The organism is Williamsia sp. 1135 (assembly GCF_002095395.1).
Taxonomy (GTDB): domain Bacteria; phylum Actinomycetota; class Actinomycetes; order Mycobacteriales; family Mycobacteriaceae; genus Williamsia.
This window is the reverse complement of the sequence record NZ_MJEI01000105.1, coordinates 93,492-115,797: the sequence shown is the minus strand read 5'-3', so window position 1 is coordinate 115,797 and position 22,306 is coordinate 93,492. Positions and strand designations below refer to the sequence as shown.

The 22,306-nt window shown below is 64.6% G+C and carries 21 protein-coding genes; 15 read left to right on the top strand and 6 right to left on the bottom strand.

Translation table 11 applies throughout. From position 1 onward, the window contains the following. Positions 1-120 precede the first annotated feature (120 nt). The gene (locus BFL43_RS23800; protein ID WP_084895417.1) at positions 121-1,410 is read left to right on the top strand and encodes a primosomal protein; all 1,290 of its coding nucleotides are present in this window, start codon (positions 121-123) and stop codon (positions 1,408-1,410) included. Positions 1,411-1,467: 57 nt separating this feature from the next. Here BFL43_RS23800 and BFL43_RS23795 read toward each other — a convergent pair whose 3' ends face one another. The 3 genes from BFL43_RS23795 to BFL43_RS23785 are packed head-to-tail and all read right to left on the bottom strand — an operon-like array spanning position 1,468 to position 4,323. Beyond that, positions 1,468-2,583: an adenosine deaminase gene (locus tag BFL43_RS23795; RefSeq protein WP_084895415.1), complete on the bottom strand. Its 1,116-nt coding sequence runs from the start codon at positions 2,581-2,583 to the stop codon at positions 1,468-1,470. Then, positions 2,580-3,887 (bottom strand): thymidine phosphorylase, encoded by a 1,308-nt coding sequence (locus BFL43_RS23790; protein ID WP_240498444.1) that lies wholly within the window; start codon positions 3,885-3,887, stop codon positions 2,580-2,582. Before BFL43_RS23790 ends, BFL43_RS23795 begins: the two co-directional genes overlap by 4 nt. Continuing rightward, on the bottom strand, positions 3,880-4,323 hold the full coding sequence (locus BFL43_RS23785) for a cytidine deaminase (RefSeq protein WP_084895412.1): 444 nt from the start codon (positions 4,321-4,323) through the stop codon (positions 3,880-3,882). Before BFL43_RS23785 ends, BFL43_RS23790 begins: the two co-directional genes overlap by 8 nt. 224 nt (positions 4,324-4,547) lie before the next feature. On the opposite strand from BFL43_RS23785, the gene sdhC reads away from it, so the two are divergent. The 5 genes from sdhC (at position 4,548) to BFL43_RS23760 (ending at position 8,921) form a co-directional block, all read left to right on the top strand. Then, positions 4,548-4,952, top strand: coding sequence for a succinate dehydrogenase, cytochrome b556 subunit (sdhC, locus tag BFL43_RS23780; RefSeq protein ID WP_084838438.1), 405 nt, complete (start codon positions 4,548-4,550; stop codon positions 4,950-4,952). Positions 4,953-4,964: 12 nt separating this feature from the next. Beyond that, complete coding sequence (locus tag BFL43_RS23775; protein WP_084838309.1) at positions 4,965-5,417, top strand: succinate dehydrogenase hydrophobic membrane anchor subunit; 453 nt, start codon at positions 4,965-4,967, stop codon at positions 5,415-5,417. Between the two features lie 28 nt (positions 5,418-5,445). Next, positions 5,446-7,200, top strand: coding sequence for a succinate dehydrogenase flavoprotein subunit (gene sdhA / locus BFL43_RS23770; protein WP_084895410.1), 1,755 nt, complete (start codon positions 5,446-5,448; stop codon positions 7,198-7,200). Beyond that, entirely contained in the window at positions 7,200-7,988 is a 789-nt protein-coding gene (locus BFL43_RS23765) for a succinate dehydrogenase iron-sulfur subunit (RefSeq protein WP_084895408.1), read from the top strand. The genes sdhA and BFL43_RS23765 overlap by 1 nt, the downstream gene beginning before the upstream one ends. Positions 7,989-8,099: 111 nt before the next feature. Next, complete coding sequence (locus BFL43_RS23760; RefSeq protein WP_143695513.1) at positions 8,100-8,921, top strand: hypothetical protein; 822 nt, start codon at positions 8,100-8,102, stop codon at positions 8,919-8,921. Between the two features lie 84 nt (positions 8,922-9,005). On the opposite strand, the gene BFL43_RS23755 is transcribed toward BFL43_RS23760, so the two are convergent. Next, entirely contained in the window at positions 9,006-9,926 is a 921-nt protein-coding gene (locus BFL43_RS23755; protein ID WP_084895404.1) for a CoA ester lyase, read from the bottom strand. A 98-nt stretch (positions 9,927-10,024) separates the two neighbouring features. Between BFL43_RS23755 and BFL43_RS23750 the strand changes: the two genes are divergently transcribed. The 3 genes from BFL43_RS23750 (at position 10,025) to BFL43_RS23740 (ending at position 13,345) form a co-directional block, all read left to right on the top strand. Beyond that, positions 10,025-10,564 (top strand): DoxX family protein, encoded by a 540-nt coding sequence (locus BFL43_RS23750; protein ID WP_084895700.1) that lies wholly within the window; start codon positions 10,025-10,027, stop codon positions 10,562-10,564. Positions 10,565-10,915: 351 nt separating this feature from the next. Further along, a complete protein-coding gene (locus BFL43_RS23745; RefSeq protein WP_084895402.1) occupies positions 10,916-12,424 on the top strand; it encodes an APC family permease in 1,509 nt (502 codons plus the stop codon). 54 nt (positions 12,425-12,478) lie between these two features. Then, entirely contained in the window at positions 12,479-13,345 is an 867-nt protein-coding gene (locus BFL43_RS23740) for a universal stress protein (protein ID WP_084895400.1), read from the top strand. Positions 13,346-13,422: 77 nt separating this feature from the next. Here the strand turns inward: BFL43_RS23740 and BFL43_RS23735 are convergent, their stop codons facing one another. Beyond that, on the bottom strand, positions 13,423-14,880 hold the full coding sequence (locus BFL43_RS23735) for an FAD-dependent oxidoreductase (RefSeq protein ID WP_084895398.1): 1,458 nt from the start codon (positions 14,878-14,880) through the stop codon (positions 13,423-13,425). After that, complete coding sequence (locus BFL43_RS23730) at positions 14,847-16,337, bottom strand: gamma-aminobutyraldehyde dehydrogenase (RefSeq protein ID WP_084895396.1); 1,491 nt, start codon at positions 16,335-16,337, stop codon at positions 14,847-14,849. The genes BFL43_RS23735 and BFL43_RS23730 overlap by 34 nt, the downstream gene beginning before the upstream one ends. A gap of 201 nt (positions 16,338-16,538) precedes the next feature. Here BFL43_RS23730 and BFL43_RS23725 point away from each other — a divergent pair, with 201 nt between their 5' ends. The 6 genes from BFL43_RS23725 (at position 16,539) to BFL43_RS23700 (ending at position 22,298) form a co-directional block, all read left to right on the top strand. Next, on the top strand, positions 16,539-17,003 hold the full coding sequence (locus BFL43_RS23725; RefSeq protein WP_084895395.1) for an Lrp/AsnC family transcriptional regulator: 465 nt from the start codon (positions 16,539-16,541) through the stop codon (positions 17,001-17,003). Then, on the top strand, positions 17,000-18,373 hold the full coding sequence (locus BFL43_RS23720; protein ID WP_084895393.1) for an aspartate aminotransferase family protein: 1,374 nt from the start codon (positions 17,000-17,002) through the stop codon (positions 18,371-18,373). The genes BFL43_RS23725 and BFL43_RS23720 overlap by 4 nt, the downstream gene beginning before the upstream one ends. Positions 18,374-18,674: 301 nt before the next feature. Continuing rightward, positions 18,675-19,322 carry an ABC transporter permease gene (locus BFL43_RS23715; RefSeq protein ID WP_084838439.1) on the top strand — a complete coding sequence of 216 codons (648 nt, stop codon included), beginning with the start codon at positions 18,675-18,677 and terminating at the stop codon, positions 19,320-19,322. Beyond that, positions 19,319-20,542 carry a betaine/proline/choline family ABC transporter ATP-binding protein gene (locus BFL43_RS23710; protein ID WP_240498443.1) on the top strand — a complete coding sequence of 408 codons (1,224 nt, stop codon included), beginning with the start codon at positions 19,319-19,321 and terminating at the stop codon, positions 20,540-20,542. The genes BFL43_RS23715 and BFL43_RS23710 overlap by 4 nt, the downstream gene beginning before the upstream one ends. Continuing rightward, complete coding sequence (locus BFL43_RS23705; protein ID WP_084895391.1) at positions 20,539-21,309, top strand: ABC transporter permease; 771 nt, start codon at positions 20,539-20,541, stop codon at positions 21,307-21,309. The genes BFL43_RS23710 and BFL43_RS23705 overlap by 4 nt, the downstream gene beginning before the upstream one ends. Then, positions 21,306-22,298, top strand: coding sequence for a glycine betaine ABC transporter substrate-binding protein (locus BFL43_RS23700; RefSeq protein ID WP_084895389.1), 993 nt, complete (start codon positions 21,306-21,308; stop codon positions 22,296-22,298). Before BFL43_RS23705 ends, BFL43_RS23700 begins: the two co-directional genes overlap by 4 nt. The last annotated feature ends 8 nt before the right edge of the window (positions 22,299-22,306 follow it).

Sequence of the window (22,306 nt, the reverse complement as noted above, 5' to 3'; positions counted from 1 at the left end):
CGCTGACCTCGCAGTGAAGTCGCCGGGTCGCGACCAGATCAGGAAATCTCGGCAAACCTTGTGCACTTCGGGCGAGGCGAGGTGGCCGACGCTCGGGGTCGGTGACTAGGCTCTGTCCCCATGGCCGGAGACATTGTCCCAATCGAACTCGGAATCACCGAGGGCAACACGTTCACCTTGTGGGCTCCGCGCTGGCGCGAGGGCGACGACGAGTGGGAGGCCTTCCTCGGTCTCGAAGAGGATCTATACGGGTTCAGCTCCGTCGCTGAACTCGTCGCGTTCATCCGCTCGGGTACCGACAACGATCTCGTCGAGCATCCCGCCTGGAACACCGTGGTCGGCCTCAAGGCGGACGAGCTCGAGCCGGCCGAGGGCAATTCCTACGACTTGATCTCGGTTCCTGAACTGGCCTCCGAAGATCCGACCCCCGAGGTGATCGCGAAGCTCGAGGATGTCCTGGAGATCGTCAGGATCATCGGCGAGGTCTGCGAACTGACCGCAATCACCAAATTCTTCAACGGGAACCCCATCCTCGGCGCGGTCACCACTGGTACCCGCAACTTCGTCGGTAAAGATGGCGCGGAACTGTGGGAGCGCATCGGAACTCTCATCGACAAGCGCTGGGACGACGTCATCGACGCCATAGACGCCGTCATCACGACCCCCGAGGTCGACGCGGAGGCCGTCTCCGTCGCCGAAGCCGAGATACTCGCTGCAGCGAGTGCCGAGGACGAGGACGAGCCGGACGACGACGTCGAATTGGTCGAGGGTGACGACACCGACGATGACGATGACGACGACGACACCCCCGAAGAAGATGACGATTTCGACGAGGAAGATGACGAGATCGACGAAGACGACTTCTGGGGTTCGGTCGGGATCGATCCGATTCAGATCATCACCAGCGCCGGCGAGTTCTTCTCACTGCGTTGCTATTTGGACGACGATCCGGTGTTCCTGGGCAAGAACGGCAAGATCTTCGCCTTCGGGTCGAAGCGTGCTCTCGAGCGTTTCCTGGCCGACGACAACGAGCACGACCTGTCGGCCGTCAGCACGTTCGAGGAGATCCAGATCGCCGCGACCGACGGATCGCTCGAGATCGACGTCTACGACGACAACGTGTACGTGCTGCCGGGTCTGACCGACGACATCGCCGACGGCCCGCGCCGCATCGACCGGCGTCAGCTCGAACTCGCGGTCGAATTGCTCACGGACGCTGCTGATTTCGCCGACGACGATTCGGTCGCCGAGGCGCTGGGCTCGACCACGCCGCTGGGGTGGTTCGTGAACTACGCGCTCAACCCCGACCCGAAGCGGATGGCTCCGAGCCCGCCGTTCGACAACGAGTCCGAGGCCTGGCGCGCGTTGGAGCACGAATTCGAGACGCGGCTCGAAAAGAAACGCGACTAGGGCACGCTCGGCGGCGTTATCGGCACGCTCGGCGGCGATTTCGGCACGCTCGGCGGGTCAGCCGATGAGCACCGCGTAACCGGGCTTGATGACGTCATCGATGATCGCGAGTCTCTCGTCGAAGTGGATGAAGGCAGACTTCATCGCGTTCACCGTGAACCGCTCGAGGTCTGACCATCCGTACCCGAACTGGTCGACTAGCACCTTGCACTCACGGCTCATGGTCGTGTCGCTCATCAGTCGATTGTCGGTGTTGACCGTGACGCGAAAGCGCAGTCGGGCCAGCACGTTGAACGGATGCTCGGCCAGACTCGCGACCGCTCCGGTCTGCACATTCGAGCTCGGGCACAGTTCCAACGGGATCCGCTTGTCCCGCACGTAGTTCGCCACATCGCCGAGCTTCGCGTCCGGGAATGATGCCGCCGCAGGATCAGCGCCGCCGGGTAGCGTGATGTCCTCGATGACCCGAACACCGTGACCGAGCCGATCCGTCCCACAGAAGCTGATCGCCTCGTGGATCGACGGCAACCCGAATGCCTCCCCCGCGTGGATCGTGAACGGCGCGTTGTTCGCCCGCATGTACTCGAAGGCGTCGAGGTGTCGGCTGGGCGGATACCCGGCTTCGGCGCCCGCGATGTCGAACCCGACGACCCCGCGGTGGCGGAACCGCACCGCCAGTTCGGCGATTTCGCGCGAGCGGGCCGCGTGCCGCATCGCGGTCACCAGCGTGCGCACCTGAATCTGGCGTCCCCGGCCCGCAGCCTGCGCGGTACCGTCCTCGAAGCCCCGCAGGACTGCCTCGACGACTTCGTCGAGGGTCAGCCCGTCTTCGAGATGCTGCTCGGGAGCGAAGCGCACCTCGGCGTACACGACACCGTCGTCGGCGAGATCTTCGGCGCACTCACGGGCCACCCGCTCGAGGGAGGAGGCCGTCTGCATTACAGCCACCGTGTGTTTGAACGTCTCCAGGTATCGGACGAGAGAACCGCTGTCGGCTGCCTCCCGGAACCAGGCGCCCACGGCGGCAACGTCATCGGCTGGTAGCTCGTCGTACCCGATCGCCTCGGCCAGTTCGAGCACGGTCTGTGGACGTAAACCGCCGTCGAGGTGGTCGTGGAGCAGCACCTTGGGAGCGAGTGCGATGGACGGAAGATCCAGCGGCGACGTTGTCATGCCTCGACCGTAACGCGATCGATCACCCTCGACAGGGTCTGCGGCGGTGTCGACCCGATCACGGTCGAACCCGCGAGGGCGGCCCTTCCCGAGTCAAATCTCTCGGGCGTGGCGGTGTACATCGTGAACAGCGGATCACCCGCCTTCACGCGGTCGCCCGACCGCACGTGCATCCGGACGCCGGCCTCGGCCTGAACCGACTCGCCCTGCCGAGCCCGCCCCGCACCGAGACGCCAGGCCGCACGGCCCACCGACATCGCGTCGATCGACTCGATGACGCCTGCCGACTCGGCAGAGATCGTCTCGGAGTGGTCGGCCTGGGGCAGTGCCGCCTTCGGATCGCCGCCCTGGCCCCGGACCATCGCCTCCCACACATCCATCGCCTTACCGTTGCGTAGGTTGTCGGCCACGTCGATGCCGGTCATCCCGGCAGCAGCCAGCATCTCCGTTGCCAATGACACGGTCAGCTCCACCACATCGGCGGGACCGCCGCCGGCGAGCACTTCCAGCGACTCGGCGACCTCGAGCGCATTGCCGGCGGTCATACCGAGCGGCTCCCACATCGCCGTCAGGAGAGCGGACGTCCGGACTCCCGCCTCGTTGCCGAGCTCGACCATGATCTGCGCCAGCTCGCCCGCGTCGGCCTCGGACTTCATGAAGGCACCGGCTCCGACCTTGACGTCGAGGACCAGTGCCTGCGTGCCCTCGGCGATCTTCTTGCTCATGATGGAACTCGCGATCAACGGGATCGATTCGACGGTTCCCGTCACATCGCGCAGGGCGTACAGCTTCTTGTCCGCGGGTGCCAGAGACGCTCCCGCCGCACACACGACCGCACCCACGGATTCCAGCAGCGCAACGATCTCGTCATAGCTCAGGTCGCTGCGCCAGCCGGGTATCGCCTCCAGTTTGTCCAGAGTGCCTCCAGTGTGACCCAGGCCACGTCCGGACAACTGCGGCACCGCGACCCCGTACGAAGCGACCAGCGGAGCGAGCGGAAGGGTGATCTTGTCCCCCACTCCACCCGTCGAGTGTTTGTCGACGGTCACCAGTGGTTTGCCGGCGCGTCTGAGGCCGCTGAAGTCCATCCGCTGCCCCGAGTTGGTCATCGCGGCGGTCCACCGCGAGATCTCCCGACGGTCCATGCCTCGCAACAGGATCGCCATCGCGAGAGCCGACATCTGCTCATCGTGGATCTCGCCCGCGGTGAACCCGTCGATCACCCAGTCGATCTGGGCATCGCTGAGGGCGCCGCCGTCACGCTTGGTCGCGATCACCGACACGGTGTCGAAGGTGTCATCCACGGCCCGGCTCCCCTGCCGTCGATCCGCCGGTCGCCGTCCTGCCCGCCTCGAGATCTGCGGGCCCGAACGAGTCGGGCAACAATTGCCCCAGAGGCCTCGGACCCGCGGCATGATCGATCAACATCTCGGTACCTCCGTGCTCGAGAAGTACCTGCCGACAGCGCCCGCAGGGCATCAGGATCTCGCCGCGACTGTCGGTGCACGAGAGCGCGAGCAGGCGTCCACCACCGGAGACGTGCAGGTTGCCTGCCAGCGTGCACTCCGCGCAGAGCCCTAAACCATATGAGACATTTTCCACATTGCAACCTGTCACAAAACGACCATCGTCGACTATTGCGGCCGCACCGACCGGAAAGTTCGAGTACGGTGCATAGGCGCCCCTCACTGCCTCTAAAGCTTTGGTGCGCAACAGTTTCCAGTTGATGTCCGGGTGCATGAAACGACCCTACCGGCCCACGACGCGGTCCGCACGCGGACCATGACCAGCACAGGAACAATGGTAAGGCAACCCTAAATCGAGATGCCTTGCAGCTCAGTTCGACTCGGGCAGGATTCCACGCTGGTTCAGCTTGGGTTTATGGTTTGTTTCGTGGGTCCACGATCGAGCAGCCGGAACCGCGCTCGACGCATCCATCAACGATGTTGGAGGCCAATTTCTCGATGAGCATTCCTACAGAGACCGCGCCCGCGCCGGTGCGCAAACGTTCCCTGTATCGGGGTGACCCAGGCATGTGGTCCTGGGTACTGCACCGGATCACCGGTGTCTCGATTTTCTTCTTCCTCTTTGTACACGTGCTCGACACGGCCGTGATCCGCATCGATCCGGACAAGTACTCGGAGATCATCGAGACGTACAAGAACCCGATCATCGGCCTGATGGAAATCGGCCTGGTCGCGTGTGTTCTGTACCACGCACTCAATGGTGTTCGGATCATCCTGGTCGACTTCTGGTCCAAGGGACCCAAGTACCAGCGTCAGATGCTGTGGACCATCCTGACCCTGTTCGCGATCCTCTTCGGCGCGGCAGCGATACGCCTGCTGCAACTTATCGTGGAACACCTTTAGGAGGCGCCGCAGATGACCACTCCGAACAGCCCCATCCTCGCGAAGGTCGTGGGCACCGACCACGACCGTCCGGCCAGCCTCGACAACCCCCGTTCACCACGGCGGGCCAAGGGCGGCAACTTCGAGAAGAACGCCTGGCTCTTCATGCGCTTCTCGGGTCTCGCACTGATCATCCTCACCATCGGCCACATGTTCATCATGTTGGCCTGGGACGACGGCGTGCACCGGATCGACGCATCCTTCGTGGCCGCACGATGGAAAGACCCCTTCTGGCAGGTCTGGGACATCAGCATGCTCTGGCTTGCCCAGCTGCACGGTGGCAACGGTGTGCGCACCGTGATCGCCGATTACTCCCGTAAGGACTCGACGCGTTTCTGGCTGAACGTGCTCCTGGCACTGTCGATGATCCTGGTGCTGCTCACCGGCACCTACGCCCTGCTCACCTTCGACGTCAACAGCGTCTGATCCGGCCCTGGAAACGGAGCAAGTACACATGCAGGAACATCGTTACGACGTGGTGATCATCGGCGCAGGCGGCGCCGGGATGCGAGCGGCCATCGAAGCAGGCCCCCGGACCCGTACCGCGGTGCTGACCAAGCTCTACCCCACGCGTAGCCACACCGGTGCTGCGCAGGGCGGTATGTGCGCCGCACTCGCGAATGTCGAAGAAGACAACTGGGAATGGCACACCTTCGACACGGTCAAGGGTGGCGACTACCTCGCCGACCAGGACGCCGTGGAGATCATGGCGAAAGAGGCCATCGACGCCGTACTCGACCTCGAGAAGATGGGGCTGCCGTTCAACCGCACCCCCGAGGGCAAGATCGACCAGCGGCGCTTCGGTGGCCACACGCGTGACCACGGCAAGAGCCCGGTCCGTCGCGCCTGCTACGCCGCAGACCGCACCGGCCACATGATCCTGCAGACGCTCTACCAGAACTGCGTCAAGCACGACGTCGAGTTCTTCAACGAGTTCTACGCGCTCGACATCTGCCTCACAGAGAACTCCGAAGGCGAGAAGGTTGCCACCGGAGTGGTGGCCTACGAGCTGGCCACCGGTGAGATCCACGTCTTCCACGCCAAGTCGATCGTCTTCGCGACCGGCGGCTCGGGCCGTATGTACAAGACCACCTCCAACGCCCACACCCTCACCGGTGACGGCATGGGAATCGTCTTCCGCAAGGGTCTCCCCCTCGAGGACATGGAGTTCCACCAATTTCACCCGACAGGCCTTGCCGGCCTCGGCATCCTCATCTCCGAAGCGGTACGTGGTGAGGGCGGAATCCTCCGCAACGCGGACGGCGAACGGTTCATGGAGCGCTACGCCCCGACCATCAAGGACCTCGCGCCTCGCGACATCGTCGCGCGGTCCATGGTCCTCGAGGTGCTCGAGGGTCGCGGCGCAGGTCCGAACAAGGATTACGTCTACATCGACGTGACGCACCTCGGCGAAGAAGTTCTCAACGAGAAGCTTCCCGACATCACCGAGTTCGCTCGTACCTACCTCGGCGTCGACCCGGTGACCGAATACGTGCCGGTGTTCCCGACCTGCCACTACGTCATGGGCGGCATCCCCACCAAGATCAACGGTGAGGTCCTGGCCAACAATGACGAGGTCGTCCACGGCCTGTACGCCGCGGGTGAGTGCGCGTGCGTCTCGGTGCACGGCGCCAACCGACTCGGCACCAACTCGCTGCTCGACATCAACGTGTTCGGGCGTCGGGCAGGTATCGCCGCCGCCGAGTACGCGCTGGCCAACGAGTTCACCGAGCTCCCGGAGACGCCGACCAAGATGGTCGACGAATGGCTCGAGCTGGTCCTGTCCGAGCACGGACACGAGCGGGTCGCGGACATCCGCACCGAGCTGCAGGCCTCGATGGACGCGAACGCCTCGGTGTTCCGTACCGAAGAGACGCTCAAGCAGGCCCTGACCGACATCCACGGATTCAAAGAGCGGTACAGCTCCATCCGCGTGCACGACAAAGGCAAACGCTTCAACAGCGACCTCCTCGAGGCAATCGAGCTGGGCTTCCTGCTCGAGATGGCCGAGGTGACCGTGGTCGGCGCGCTGAACCGCAAGGAATCGCGCGGCGGACACGCACGCGAGGACTACCCGGACCGCGACGACACCAATTACATGCGGCACACGATGGCCTACAAGAAGGGCGACTCCCTCCTGTCGGACATCGAATTGGACTACAAGCCCGTGGTCCAGACCCGCTACGAGCCGATGGAGCGGAAGTACTGATGACTGCCACCACCGATATCGCCGACGCTCGGCACGATGATCCGCCGTTGCCCCCGGTCCCCGACGAGGCGACCATGGTCACGCTCAAGATCAGCCGGTTCAACCCCGAAGATCCCGACGCCCAGGGCTTCGAGAGCTTCCGCGTGCCTGCCTTGCAGACCGACCGGCTGCTCAACCTGCTGCTGTACGTGAAGGGTTACCTCGACGGCACGCTGACGTTCCGCCGCTCGTGCGCCCACGGCGTATGCGGCTCGGATGCCATGCGTATCAACGGCGTCAACCGGCTCGCCTGCAAGCTGCTGATGAAGGACCTGCTCCCCAAGGACAAGTCCAAAGAGATCACCATCACCATCGAGCCGATCAAGGGCTTGCCGGTGGAGAAGGATCTCGTCGTGGACATGGAGCCGTTCTTCGACGCGTACCGCGCGGTCAAGCCATTCCTGATGACCAGCGGCAACGAGCCGACCCGCGAGCGGATCCAGAGCCAGACGGACCGTGCGCGTTTCGACGACACCACCAAGTGCATTCTGTGCGCGTGCTGCACCACGAGCTGCCCGGTGTACTGGAACGAGGGCAGCTACTTCGGACCGGCCGCCATCGTGAACGCTCATCGCTTCATCTTCGACAGCCGTGACGAAGGTGCCGCCGAGCGACTGGACATCCTCAACGAGGTCGACGGTGTCTGGCGCTGCCGCACCACGTTCAACTGCACCGACGCCTGCCCCCGCGGCATCCAGGTCACGCAGGCAATCCAAGAAGTCAAGCGCGCGTTGATGTTTGCTCGCTGACCACTGTTCTTTAGGTTCCAGCACATGGCCGTCGCCCTCACCGGCGACGGCCATTGTGCGCTCGGGGTCCGGCGACCCACCGCGGGACCGATCCGCGCTAGCCTCTGGCACATGGGAATCGGCAGAAACCGCGCGGTGTGCGGGCTGGTGCTCGCGGCCGTTCTGGCCGGATGCAGTTCGACTTCGCCGGGCGCTCCGACCGCCGAACCTGCCCCATTGCCCGCCGATCAGATCGTTTTCGCGGTGAGCTCTGGACCGGGTTACAGCCCCACGATCATGTTCGCTCTCCAGTCGCCTGCGATCGCGATCTATGGCGACGGTCGCATCCTGGTGCGGAACCCGCCCGAGAACTACGACCTTCCCGGCAGTTACTCCGTGTCGCGGGTCGAACCCGCCGAGGTGGCCGGGTTCGTCGCCGCGACCGAAGCGGGCGGGCTCATCTCCCCCTTGACCGACGCCGGCGATCCGCAGGTCACCGACCTGGGGAACACCACATTCACCCTGCATGCCGACACCGCTCCCGCGACCTTGAGCGTGTACGCCTACGGATCCCGCTTCACCGAAGGGCTCAGCGCCGACGAGAAGGCGGTACGCGCCCGACTCGCCGACCTCGTCGACACCGCGCGGGGTCTCTCGGACGGTCGGCCAACCGAAGACCTTGTCCCCGACGAGGTCACCGTCTTCGAACTCGAGGCCGCAGAGAACCCGGCTGCAACGATTCCGTGGCCGGGCCCCGACCCCGACGAGTTCCTGACAGGACGGTCCCCGGTGTACGGAGTCGAGCGGTGCGGAGTCCTGCGTGGGCCGGCTGCCGCGACGGTCCATTCAGCCTCTCTGGACAACCGGGGTGCGGCGTGGCTGGTCGACGGCGCGAACCGGGTGCTGGTGGTGAACCCGCTCCCCTTCGGCGGCGTGTCGTGCGAATCGGGTTGAGCACTCGCCCTCGATGGGTGCGGGGTCGACGCCGGCCCACCCAAGATCTGCGGCGCAGTGTCCTGCGAACCGGAGGGCTGACCGTCAGTAGTGGTAGGTGTCCGACGGCGCAGGCATGTGGTCGGGGTCGTCGTACTCCTCGTTGAATTCGATGCCGTAGGCACGGGCAAGGTCGAGAATCTTGGTGCCGCGGGCGATCCTGGGCAGGTCGGATCCATTTCGGATCTGTCCACCGTCGCGTTCGTACTCGGCGAAGAACTCCAGCGCCCACGCGATTTCCTCGTGCGAGGGTGAGAGACCCTCGTTCACGGCCGCGCACTGATCCGGAGTGAGGCAGATCTTGCCCGTCATCCCGAACTCGGCACTCACCGCGGTGGCCTCACTCAGCTTGAGGGCCGAAGAACCCACCGTCGGACCGTCGATCGCGCTGGGTAAGTGTGCTGCCTTGGCGGCGATGGTGAACCGGGAGCGGGCGTAGGCGAGGGTGGCGGGCTGATCGCCGAAGCCGGTGTCCCGGCGGAAGTCACCGATACCGAAGGCCAGCCGGAAAGTTCCCTTCGCGGAGGCGATTTCGCTGATCCGCTCGAGACCGCGTGCGGTCTCGACGAGGGCAACGATCGGCACCCCCGGCAGCCGCTTCGCAGTCTCGGTGACGTGATCGACCGATTCGACCATCGCCAGCATCACACCGCCCGGCGTGACCTGGCTCAGTGCCGTCAGGTCGTCGGCCCACCACTGCGTTCCGAATCCGTTGACGCGCACCCAATCACGATTTCCGGCAGCGATCCAACGGATGACGTTGTCGCGGGCGACGAGCTTGTCCTTGGGCGCCACCGCGTCTTCGATGTCGAGGACGACGATATCTGCGCGCGAATTCGCCGCGCCCTGGAAACGGTCGTACTGCAGTCCGTTGACGAGTAGCCAACTCCGCGCGAGCACCGGGTCGATTCGAGATCCGATGTCGTCCGGGTCGAGCGCGCTGACTGGATTCTGCGAAGGATTCACAACAGAGCATGATCCTCTATCAGCGATCGCCGGGGCAAAGTGCATCATTAAACGGACCGGAGTACTGTTTAGAGCGACTCGTTAGGAGAATGAACCAGATGACCAATACACGTAGCCGCTCCACCCTCGACGTCGGACTTCTCGCACTTCGCGTGGGCGTCGGCGGCACCCTGTTCGCTCACGGCACCCAGAAGCTGTTCGGCTGGTTCGGTGGCCACGGCCTCGATGCCACTGCAGGCGCTTTCGACGGAATGGGCTTCAAGCCCGCCAAGCCGTCCGCAGCACTGGCCGGCATCAGCGAGGCCGGCGGTGCCCTTCTGGTCGCAGGCGCCGGCACACCGTTCGCGGCCGCAGGCGCAGTCGGCGCCATGGTGGGCGCCGCTTCGGTGCACAAGCCCGCAGGATTCTTCGCCACCTCAGGTGGCTACGAGTACCCCGCGATACTCGGACTCGCTTCCGCCGCCCTGGCCCTGACCGGTCCGGGCAAGTACTCCGTGGACGCGGCCCTCGGTCACCGCTTCACCGGTAGCAAGGCGGCCGTGGGTGCGCTTGCCGCCGCAGGCGCAGGTGCCGGCTTCGTCGTCGCGCGTCGCCAGAAAGCCGTCGCCGCGGCAGCAGCTGCCGCACCGGCCGAGTAGGCACTCGCACTCTTCTCGACATCCGCTCCGCTTCCGGTGGTCTTTCCCGTTTTCAGGGGCCCGGGAGCGGAGCGGATCGTCGTATGTGGACTGGTTGGGCGCCGCGCCGAGGTCAGTGGCGAGAATCGACTAGCGAGGGCGTCCCGCGGGTGGGACTGTATTAGTTGCGCGACCTCAGCAGTCCGAAGGCGCGTAGGCCAGCCGCCGGCCGACCACGGCGTCCACCGGCATGCGCACGACTAATTCAGTCGTTGTGTTACTGAATTGGAAACAAATCCGTCGTTATTGAGCGCCTACACTGGCGAAAACGTACGGTGAGCTAGTTGATCCCCTCACCGTCCGGAGACACCCATGGCCATTTCGGATCCGCCAGTTTTTGAAGTTCCCGACAAAGGCCTGCGCTCAGGCTCCCTCGGACTCGTCGGCAACGTCGTCATCGGCCTCTCGGCCGTCGCACCTGCCTACAGCCTCGCCGCCACCCTCGGTTTCGTCGTCGCCGCCGTGCACGAAAAAGCCCCGGCGATGTTCATCCTCGCGTTCATTCCCATGCTCCTCATCGCCTTTGCCTACCGCGAACTCGGCGAGGACACCCCCGACTGCGGCACTACGTTCACCTGGGGCACCAAGGCGTTCGGCCCCTGGATCGGGTGGATCGGCGGCTGGGGACTCGCCGTATCCGCCATCATCGTGCTCGCCAACGTCGCCGAGGTTGCCGGTGTCTATCTGCTGCGGTTCCTGCACCTGGACTCATGGGCGGAGAACATCTGGATCAAGGTCGGCCTCGGTTGCGTCCTCATCGTGATGATGACCTGGGTCAGCATTCGCGGCATCCTGATCAGCGAGCGCATGCAGAACGTGCTGATCGTCATCCAGTTCGGTGTCCTGATAGTCGCCAGCGTGATCGCGTTGTTCAAAGTCGGCCTCGACAAAGCGGGCCCCCAGGCCATCAACCCGAGCCTGAGCTGGATCTGGCCGAGTGGACTGAGTGCGTCGTCCATCGCCGAGGCGGTGATCCTGTGCATCTTCATCTACTGGGGCTGGGACGCCTGTCTCGCCGTCGGAGAAGAGACCAAGGATTCGGCCAAAACACCCGGCCGCGCGGCGGTTCTCACGACATTGATCCTGGTCTGCACCTACGTTCTCGTCGCCTACGCCATCCAGTCGTTCGCCGGATTCGGTGAGACCGGAATCGGTTTGAACAACCCCGACAACGCGAGCGATGTCCTGACGATCCTCGGAGATCCCGTGGCCGGTTCGATCATGGCATCGCTTCTGCTGCTGACGGTCTCGGTGTCGGCACTCTCTTCCACACAGTCGACGATCCTGCCCACCGCTCGTGGGACGCTGTCGATGGCCGTCTACGGCGCCATCCCCAAGCGGTTCGCCAAGGTTCATCCGCGGTACATGACCCCGGCATTCGGTACGGCGGTCATGGGCGCCTCGGCACTCCTCTTCTATCTGGTCCTGTCACTCGTCAGCGATGACACCCTCGCCGACTCGATCTCCTCCCTCGGCCTCGCTGTCGCGTTCTACTACGGCATCACGGCCTACGCCTGCGTCTGGTACTTCCGCCGATCGCTGTTCACGTCGGCCCGGAATCTGTTCTTCCGCGGCATCTTCCCGCTGATCGGCGCACTGGCCATGACCTGGGCATTCATCCAGAGCGCCATCGACATGTACGCGACGGACTACGGGTCCACCTCGATCGCCGGCGTCGGCGGCGTGTTCATCATGGGTGTCGGCATGCTGGTCCTCGGTATCCCGCTGATGCTCCTGTGCTTCGCCTTCGGCCCCAAGGACTTCTGGAAGGGTAAGACCCTCAACGCCAATACCGAGGTCAAGGTGCCCGATGTCTACTGATTTCGCCCCGAGACCGCTCATCACCAGGGCTTCGACGAAAGCGAGCACCAACTCATGAGGCTGACCGTGGGTTATCTCTACACAGACACCGGCGACGACGGGGTGAACCTGGCCATCGCGATCGCGAAGGCGACGGGGGCCGCCATCGACCTGGTGTGTGTCGTCCGCGCAACCGAACCCGACGGCTCCCCGGGCCGGGCCGGCTACGAGGCGGCATTGGTGAACAAGGCCGAACAGTGGCTTGACGAGGTTGCCGCCGACATCCCCGACGGCATCGAGGTTGCACTGCACACCCCGGTCGCGGAATCGTTCCCCCAGTGCCTGATCGACTTCGCTGTCTCGAGCAAGGCGGCCATGATCGTGGTGGGCGGCACCAGCGATGGGATCCTCGGCAAACACACCCTGGGCACCATTTCCTCTGCGCTCACCCATGCCTCTCCGGTACCCGTTGCACTGGCACCACGTGGCTACAGCCGCGCCGACATCCCGACCATCACCACGCTGACCATCGCGGTACCGACCGCGGAGTCCAAAGACAACCCCCTTCCGTTCGCGCTGAAGCTGGCGGGCGACGGAGGTCTGAATCTTCGTCTGTTGTCCCTGGTCTCACATGACGACCTCCCGGCCGACGACGAGGAATCACTGGAAATTCGTAAACGCCACATCGCCGAGGCCCAGGCGAACCTGGCAGTGGCCGCGAAAGACTGCGGTAGCACCGAAGGGATCGAATCACTCGTCGCCGACGGCAACACCCTCGAAGAAGCACTCGACGAGCTGCACTGGGGCCCAGGAGATGTCGTGGTGATCGGGTCGGGCCGGCTCGCGCCCCCACGCCGGGCCTTCCTCGGTTCGACGTCCGCTCGCATCCTCAAGAACACCGATGCCCCGATCATCGTCGTCCCCAAGGACTACAAGCCCTGACCCGACCCCGATCTTGGTGGGTTCTGGCGACCGCGACCTGCGGAAACGCTCACCGGAACCCACCAAGATCGGGGGCGTCAGGAATCGAAGCCGATGCCCGCGGCGTCCATGGCCTTGAGCCAGAGGCCACGTTTGCCCTTGTTGCGGTCGGCACGGGCGAACTGGTGCCGGGTGACGGTGATACCGAACCACCGCAGCGGCTCGGGCGGGAACGGAATCGGCTTGGACTGCACCATCTTGAGCCGGGTGCGTTCGGTGTCGAGGCCGTCGACGAGATCGAGGGCCGTCCGGGCCCCGAAATGCGAAGCACCGACACCGAGTCCAGTGAAGCCCAGCACCGACACCACCTTGCCGCCCATGCTCACGTCCCAGAAGTTGTTGAACCGCGAGCACGTGTCGATGATCCCGCCCCAGGTGTGCGATGCCTTGATGCCCTCGAGTTGTGGAAACACCTGCAGCAGGTGCTCCGCGAGCAACCCGAACTCGCTCGGGCGTTGTGCCCGGCGCGGGTCGGTGTCGCCGCCGTAGTGGTACACCGCGTCCCATCCGCCGAACAGGATGCGATCGTCGGCCGTGAGGCGGAAGTAGTGGAATCGATTGCCGGAGTCTGCGAGGCCCTGTCGACCTGACCAGCCGATGGACGCCAACTGCTTCTCCGTCAGCGGCTCGGTCATGAGCGCGTAGTCCCAGACCGGCACCATCAGGTATCGAAGTTTGCGGCGCAGGGGTTTCGACGCCGCTGTCGCGATGACGACCTTCGCGGTGTCGACGCTTCCGAATCCAGTGGTCAGGTGAACCCGGTCGCCGACGGACGCGATCGCCGTCACCTGGCTGTGCTCGTGCACGCGCACCCCGAGCCGCTCCGCCGCCGCGGCAAGACCCCAAGCGAGTTTCGCGGGGTCGATCATCAACACGTCGGGGTCGTACACGGCGCCGTGGGCCATCGGGCTCGAGACATGTTGGGCTACTTCGGCCGCATCCAGGAAACGGAGCGGCTGATCGAAACGCTTGCCCTCCGCGACAGCCTCTTCGAGGTCTGGCACCTGCCACTCGAAGCTCGCCAGATCGAGTTCTCCGGTCCGCTCCACGTCGGCGTCGATTCCGAGGCGGGTGATGGCCGCATAGATCTCCTCGAGCGTGGCCACTCCCATGCGAAGCAGTTCGGGAAGTTCGTCGGCGTAGCGGTCGATTCCGTTCGACAGACCGTGGGTCAGACTCGCAGAACAGAATCCGCCGTTCCGGCCGGAGGCGCCCTCGGCGATGCGATCGCCCTCGAGCAGCATCACCGAACGCGTCGGGTCGGCTTCGGCCGCCTGTACCGCGGTCCACAAACCGGTGAAGCCGCCGCCGACGACAACGAGGTCGGCACTCGCCTGGCCCGCCAACCGCGGTCTGGGCGCGGGGCGCTCCGGCCGGTCAAGCCAATACGGTGCCGGCGTGGCGCCTGAGACCATCGCCGTGCCGCGGGCGGTGGGCGCCTCGGCCCACGCATCGGATCTGTCTAACGAGGCAGCGTGAAAATTGTTCGGTGCCATGGCTTGTGAGGAACTCCTGTGATGTCACTCATCACGTGTTTGATGGTGAGGTACTCGTCGAGCGAATAGGTGGACATGTCCTTGCCGAAACCGGATGCGCCGACACCGCCGTGCGGCATCTCGCTGATGATCGGGATGTGATCGTTGATCCACACGCAGCCGGCGTGGATCTCCCGGCTCGCTCGCTGCGCCCGGTACAGATCCCTGGTCCAGGCCGAGGCAGCCAGTCCGTAGACGGTGTCGTTCGCCCGGCGCACGCCGTCGTCGTCGTCATCGAACGGGCTGACGGTGAGCACCGGACCGAAGATCTCGTCGCGATACACCTCGGCGTCCTCGGGCACGTCAGCGAGCAGCGTCGGCAGGTAGTACGCGCCGGGGCCTTCGGGCACAGCACCGCCTGTCACCACGCGGATTCCCGCGTCGCGGGCGCGGTCGACCATCGCGGACACCTTGTCGCGGTGCGGGAAAGAGATGAGCGGTCCCATGTCTGTGGCCGGGTCGGTCGGGTCTCCCACCACGACCTTGCTCATCAACTCACCGACACCGGCGACGAAGTCGTCGTAGAGCGGCCTGGCCACGATCGCCCTGGTGGCCGCTGTGCAGTCCTGGCCGGAGTTGATGAGCGCTCCGGCCACCGCACCGTGGATCGCTGCTTCCAGATCAGCGTCGTCGAACACCAGAAACGGTGCCTTGCCACCCAATTCGAGCTGAACGCGAGTGCCGTTGACGGCTGCCTGGGTCATCACCCGCCGTCCGACACCGGTGGATCCGGTGAACGTCACGACGTCGACGCCGCGGTGTCCCGCGATCGCGGCGCCGACCTCGGCGCCCGTCCCGGTCAGCACGTTGAACACCCCGTCCGGCAGACCCGCTTCGGTGGCCAGTCGGGCCAGGGTCAGCGTGGTGAGCGGTGTCAGTTCAGCGGGCTTGAGCACCACGCTGCAACCGGCGGCCAAGGCAGGCATGACTTTCCACACCGCCATTTGCAGCGGGTAGTTCCATGGCGTGATCGATCCGACGACCCCCACGGGTTCACGTCTGATGGACGAGGTGTGGTCGCCGGAGTACTCAGCGCTGGCCTTGCCGTCGAGATTGCGTGCCAGGCCGGCGAAGAACTCTGTGTTGTCGACACACCCCGGCACATCGAACTCGTTTGCCAGCCGGATCGGCTTACCGGTCTGGCTCACCTCTTCGTCGGCCAGTTGCGCTGAGGCAGCGGCCATCCCCGCTGCAAGTTTCGCGAGCACAGCGCTGCGTTCGGCCGGGGTCGCGCCTGCCCATTCGCCCAGCGCGGCGCGGGCCGTCGTCACCGCGGTGTCGACGTCTACCGCAGTCGCGAGCGCCGTGGTCGCGACGACACCGCCGGTGGCAGGGTTGATCACCTGGTGGTCAGGACCGGTACCGATGTGGTCGCCACCGCCGACCCATCCAGCGGCGAATGTCGAGTTGTTACTCATGCTCTGTCCTCGTGGGCCTCGTCGAACGGGTGGCGGTCATCGTCTGAACTATCGGCCAGAGTACGCAGTGACTGCTGATTCCGCGAGCTAAACCACTCAGAAGCGACCAAATCGTCAGTATGTGTTGCGGAAATGTGCGGAATCCGTAACGATGGCAGTGCAACGATCGAACCTGACCGCGCATCGACAAGAATCGGGGCCATGACCGATCAGCAACCGATAGTCCTTGACGACATCTCCAAGCAGATCATCGAGGAGCTGCAGGCCGACGGCCGGCGCTCGTACGCCTCGGTGGGCAAGGCCGTGGGCCTGTCGGAAGCAGCGGTGCGCAACCGGGTTCAACGACTCAGCGATGCAGGCGTCATGCAGATCGTGGCGGTGACCGATCCGCTGCAGGTGGGCTTCGCCCGCCAGGCGATGATCGGCATCCGCTGCACCGGCGACACCGGCGAATTGGCGGAGGCCCTCGCACAGGTCAAGGAGATCGACTACGTGGTGCTCACCGCCGGCTCGTTCGACGTGGTGATCGAGGTGGTCTGTGAAAACGACGAGCATCTGCTCGAGGTGTTGAACAAGAAGGTTCGATCGCAGCCCGGAGTGACCGGAACCGAAACCCTGGTCTATCTGAAATTGGTCAAACAACAATACAATTGGGGAACCCGATGACCGCTCTCGAATCCGAGACCACCAGCCTTGGCGCCCGCTCGACGCGTCACCTGTGGGGACATTTCTCGCGACACGGCGACCAGACCACACCGCCGGTGATCACCCGCGGCGAAGGCGCCAGGATCTTCGACGACCGCGGTCGCAGTTATCTCGACGGATTGTCGGGCCTGTTCGTCGTCCAGGCCGGGCACGGGCGCGACGAACTCGCCGAGGCCGCCGCCAAGCAGGCCAAAGAGCTTGCGTTCTTTCCCTTGTGGTCCTACGCGACGCCGCCCGCAATCGAACTCGCCGAACGCCTCGCGGCCTACGCTCCCGGCGATCTGAACCGGGTCTTCTTCACCACCGGCGGTGGTGAAGCCGTCGAGAGTGCCTGGAAGCTCGCCAAGCAGTACTTCAAGCTGACCGGCAAACCAGGCAAGCACAAGGTGATCTCGCGGTCCATCGCCTACCACGGCACCCCACAGGGCGCCCTCGCCATCACCGGCATCCCCGCGCTGAAGGAGGCTTTCGAGCCGCTGACGCCGGGCGCCTTCCGCGTTCCCAACACCAACATCTACCGCGCCACCGAATACGCCGACGACCCCAAGGCCTACGGACGCTGGGCCGCGGACCGGATCGCCGAAGCCATCGAGTTCGAAGGTCCCGACACCGTCGCCGCAGTGTTCCTCGAGCCCGTCCAGAACGCCGGCGGCTGCTTCCCGCCGCCGCCCGGCTACTTCGAACGCGTACGCGAGATCTGTGACCAGTACAACGTCCTGCTCGTCTCCGACGAGGTGATCTGTGCGTTCGGTCGGATCGGCTCGATGTTCGCGTGCGACGACTTCGACTACATTCCCGACATCATCACCTGCGCCAAAGGTATGACCTCGGGCTACTCGCCGATCGGCGCGATGATCGCCTCCGACCGCCTGTTCGAGCCGTTCAACGACAACACCACCTCCTTCGCCCACGGCTACACCTTCGGCGGGCATCCGGTGTCGGCTGCGGTGGCACTGGCCAACCTCGACATCTTCGAACGCGAAGGACTGACCAGCCGGGTCAAGGAGCTCGCTCCGGACTTCCGGGCGACCCTGGAACGACTGAACGATCTACCGATCGTCGGTGATGTGCGCGGCGAAGGTTACTTCTACGGGATCGAATTGGTGAAGGACAAGGCCACCAAGGAGACCTTCTCCCCCGACGAGTCCGAGCGGGTGCTGCGCGGATTCCTCTCGACGGCACTGTTCGACGCGGGCCTCTACTGCCGCGCCGACGACCGCGGAGACCCCGTCGTCCAGCTCGCTCCACCCCTCATCTGCGGCCAGACCGAGTTCGACGAGATCGAGCAGATCCTGCGATCGGTTCTGACAGAGGCGTACACCAAGATCTGACCCCCGTTGGGCCGAGCGAGCCCTCCCGGACGCCGACTGGGCCCTACCGGGCCCGGTCGGCGAACCGTTGTGCCACGGCTTTTCAACCGCGCTGATTTAAACCCTGGGAGCCCCTCGGGGCGCGCTCTCGAACAGGGCCTGACACCCCCACTGGATGCCCCGGGCCCTGACGAGTCGACCGTTTCCTGACCACACCAATGTTTGATCGTGGTTTATTTGGTCGACACGACAGTGCGGTACGTCGACACAGCGGCGTCGCCATACGTGGGTGTCGCAAGACGAGGGGAAGCGGGGACATCGCTTGAACGCGTTGTGGGACTACATCACGTCGCACCAATCCCAGTTGGTTTTCGACTCTTACCAGCACGTCAGTGCGGTTATCCAGAGCGTCATCATCGCCACGGTCATCGGGGTCGTGATCGGCCTGCTCACCTACAGCAACGACATCGCGTCGAACTTGGCGACCTCGATCTCCAGCGCCGTCCTCACCGTTCCGTCGTTCGCGCTGTTGGGCCTGCTCATCCCCCTCGTCGGGCTCGGCGTGATCCCCAGCATCACGGCATTGGTGCTGTATTCGTTGCTGCCGATCATCCGAAACACGATCGTGGGCATGAACAACATCGAACCCGCGCTCATCGACGCCGCCAGAGGCATCGGCATGGGCCGGGTGATCACGCTCGTGCGTGTCGAGCTCCCGCTCGTCTGGCCGGCGATTCTCGCCGGTATGCGGCTGAGCACCCAGATGGCGATGGGTGTCCTCGCGATCGCCGCCTACGTCAAGGGCCCCGGACTGGGCAACCTGATCTTCGCCGGGCTCGCACGTGTCGGTAGTCCGACCGCAGTGCCGATGGCGCTGAGCGGCACCCTGCTCATCGTCATCCTCGCCCTCGTTCTCGACGCTCTCTACGTACTTCTCGGACGGCTCACAACGTCGAAAGGCATCCGGTGACAGAACAGTCAGCCGCAGTATCCAAGAGTCTGCGCACCGAAAACCCCACCGGCGTGCAGATCACGCTCGATCACGTGTCGAAGACGTACCCCGGGTCGAAAACACCTGCTGTGGATGACGTCTCACTGCACATCCCCGCCGGCGACGTCGTCGTGTTCGTGGGACCCTCCGGTTGCGGCAAGACCACGACCATGCGGATGATCAATCGTCTCAGCGAACCGACGTCGGGCAAGATAACGATCGGCGACAAGGACGCGCTGTCCATCAAGCCCACCGAACTACGCCGCTCGATCGGCTACTCGATCCAGCAGGCCGGCCTCTTCCCCCACATGACGATTCGCCAGAACATCGGGCTGGTCCCGGGATTGCTCAAGTGGGACAAGAAGAAGATCGCCGACCGCGTCGACGAACTCCTCGATCTCGTCGGGCTGGATCCGGCCCAATATGCGGGCCGGTACCCGCGGCAGTTGTCCGGTGGTCAGCAGCAGCGTGTGGGTGTCGCGCGGGCCCTGGCGGCAGATCCGCCGGTCCTGCTCATGGATGAGCCCTTCGGCGCCGTCGACCCGATCACCCGCAGCTCCCTGCAGGACGAATTGCTGCGACTGCAGAGCGAACTGGGCAAGACGATCGTGTTCGTCACCCACGACTTCAGCGAAGCCGTGAAACTCGGCGACCGCATCGCCGTGCTGGGTCAGCAGTCGAAGATCCTGCAGTACGACACGCCACAGGCGATCCTCGCCAACCCCGCGGACGACACGGTCGCCGGATTCGTGGGCACCGGCGCCTCGCTCCGTCAGCTCGGACTCGTCCGCGTCAAGGACATCGACCTCGAGACCCGGCCCACGGCCCACCTCGGTGACAGTGTCGACGTGTTGCGCACGGAATTGGCCACCAGCGAACACGATTGGGCCGTCGTCCTGGACGACCGCGAGCGCCCGGTGAGCTGGGTGCGGGAAGGTCGGCTGCGGCAGGCGAACACCGTCGACGACGTCGCCGAACCGCTCAACGAACTGATCAGCATCCAGGCCACCCTGCAGGATGCACTCGAAGCGATGCTGGCCGAGGACCACGCGTCCGCCGTCGTCGCGGGTGCGGGCAACCGTTACCAGGGTGTGGTCACCCTGGAGACACTGATCTCGACCATCACCCATCTCCGGAACACCCCCACCGCCGACCCGCCGGCCACCGAGATCACCGACGCCCCGGACCTCGAGAAATGACCACCGCAGTCGAGGCACCGACACCCTCGATCAGCACGGCGGACAAACTCCGTCTCATCATTCAGCCCATCCTCGTGGTCATCGCGGCCGCCGCGGTCATCTTCTGGGCTTTCAGCCAGGATCTGACGGCGACACAGAAGGTGAACGTCAGCGTCGGAAACGTGAGCACGCTGGTGTGGCAGCACCTGCTGATCACGATCACGGTGACGGCGATCGTGGTCCTTGTCGGCGTCCCGGCAGGGATCCTGGTCACCCGTGGTCGCGCCAGGTTTCTGCGACCGCCGTTCATCGGCGTGGCGAACATCGGCCAAGCAGCGCCCGCCGTCGGTCTGCTCGTGCTGCTCTTTCTCTGGACCGGTGAGACCGGCTTCTGGATCGGCGTCCTCCCCATCGCGGTGTACTCGCTGCTCCCCGTCTTCAGCAGCACGATCCTGGGCATCAATCAGGTCAACAAGTCCCTGATCGACGCCGGCCAGGGCCAAGGTATGTCGCCGTCGTCGATCCTGTTCCGGGTCGAACTCCCGCTCGCCGTGCCGTACATCCTCGCCGGGTTACGCACCTCCCTCGTATTGGCCGTCGGTACCGCGACCCTGTGCTTCCTCGTCAATGCGGGTGGACTCGGTGTTCTCATCGACACGGGGTACAAACTGCGCGACAACGTCACCCTGATCCTCGGCAGTGTGCTGGCCGTGTGCCTGGCACTGCTCGTGGACTGGGTCGGCGCGCTCGCCGAGTACTACCTCGGACCGAAAGGAGTGCGCGCATGACGCATTCCTCACCACGTCGCCGGCTGGTCCCGGTCGTCTTCGCCCTCATCTGCGCAGTGGTCCTCGCCGGGTGCGGTCTGTCGTCCGGAGGCGCAGTGCCGTTGAAAGTCGGCCCCGGGTCGATCACCGAGAACGAAGGCCTCAAGGGCGTCAAGATCACCGTGGGATCCAAGGAATACACCGAGCAGGTCATCCTCGGATACATCCTCGAGTTCACCCTGGTCGCCGCAGGAGCCGACGTCCGCGACATGACCGGAATCGTGGGTTCGCGCAGTACCCGAGACGCACAGATCGCCGGACAGGTCGACGTCGCCTACGAATTCACCGGCAATGCGTGGATCAATTACCTCGGGCACGAAAAGCCCATCGCCGACACCAGGGAACAATTCGAGGCCGTACGCGATGAGGATCTGGCCAAGAACGACATGATCTGGCTCGAACCTGGTCCCATGGACGACACCTACGCCCTCGCGGCGAGCCAAAAGGTCATCGACGAAACCGGCGTGACAAATCTTTCGGAGTACGCCGAACTCGTCAAAAGCAACCCGGCCGCGGCAGCCACCTGCGTCGACACCGAATTCCGGGCCCGACAAGACGGTTTCCCGGGAATGGCGGCCGCATACGGATTCGATCCGGCTCAGGCCCAGACACCGATTCTTCAAGTGGGAATCATCTATCAGGCGACCTCCACCGGTAATCAATGCAAATTCGGCGAGGTGTTCACCACCGACGGCCGTATCGCCGGGCTCGGACTCACCGTCCTCACCGACGACAAACAGTTCTTCCCGCATTACAATCCGTCGGTCACGATGAAGGCGAGTTTCTTCGAGAAGCACCCTGAGATCGCACCGGTCACCGCACCGGTGACCGCAGCCCTCACCAACGAGGTCATCACCGAACTCAACAAGCAGGTCGATGTCGACGGCCGCGACCCCGCCATCGTGGCCCGGGACTGGATGGTCGCGCAGGGGTTCATCACCGAGGGGTAGATCCTTAC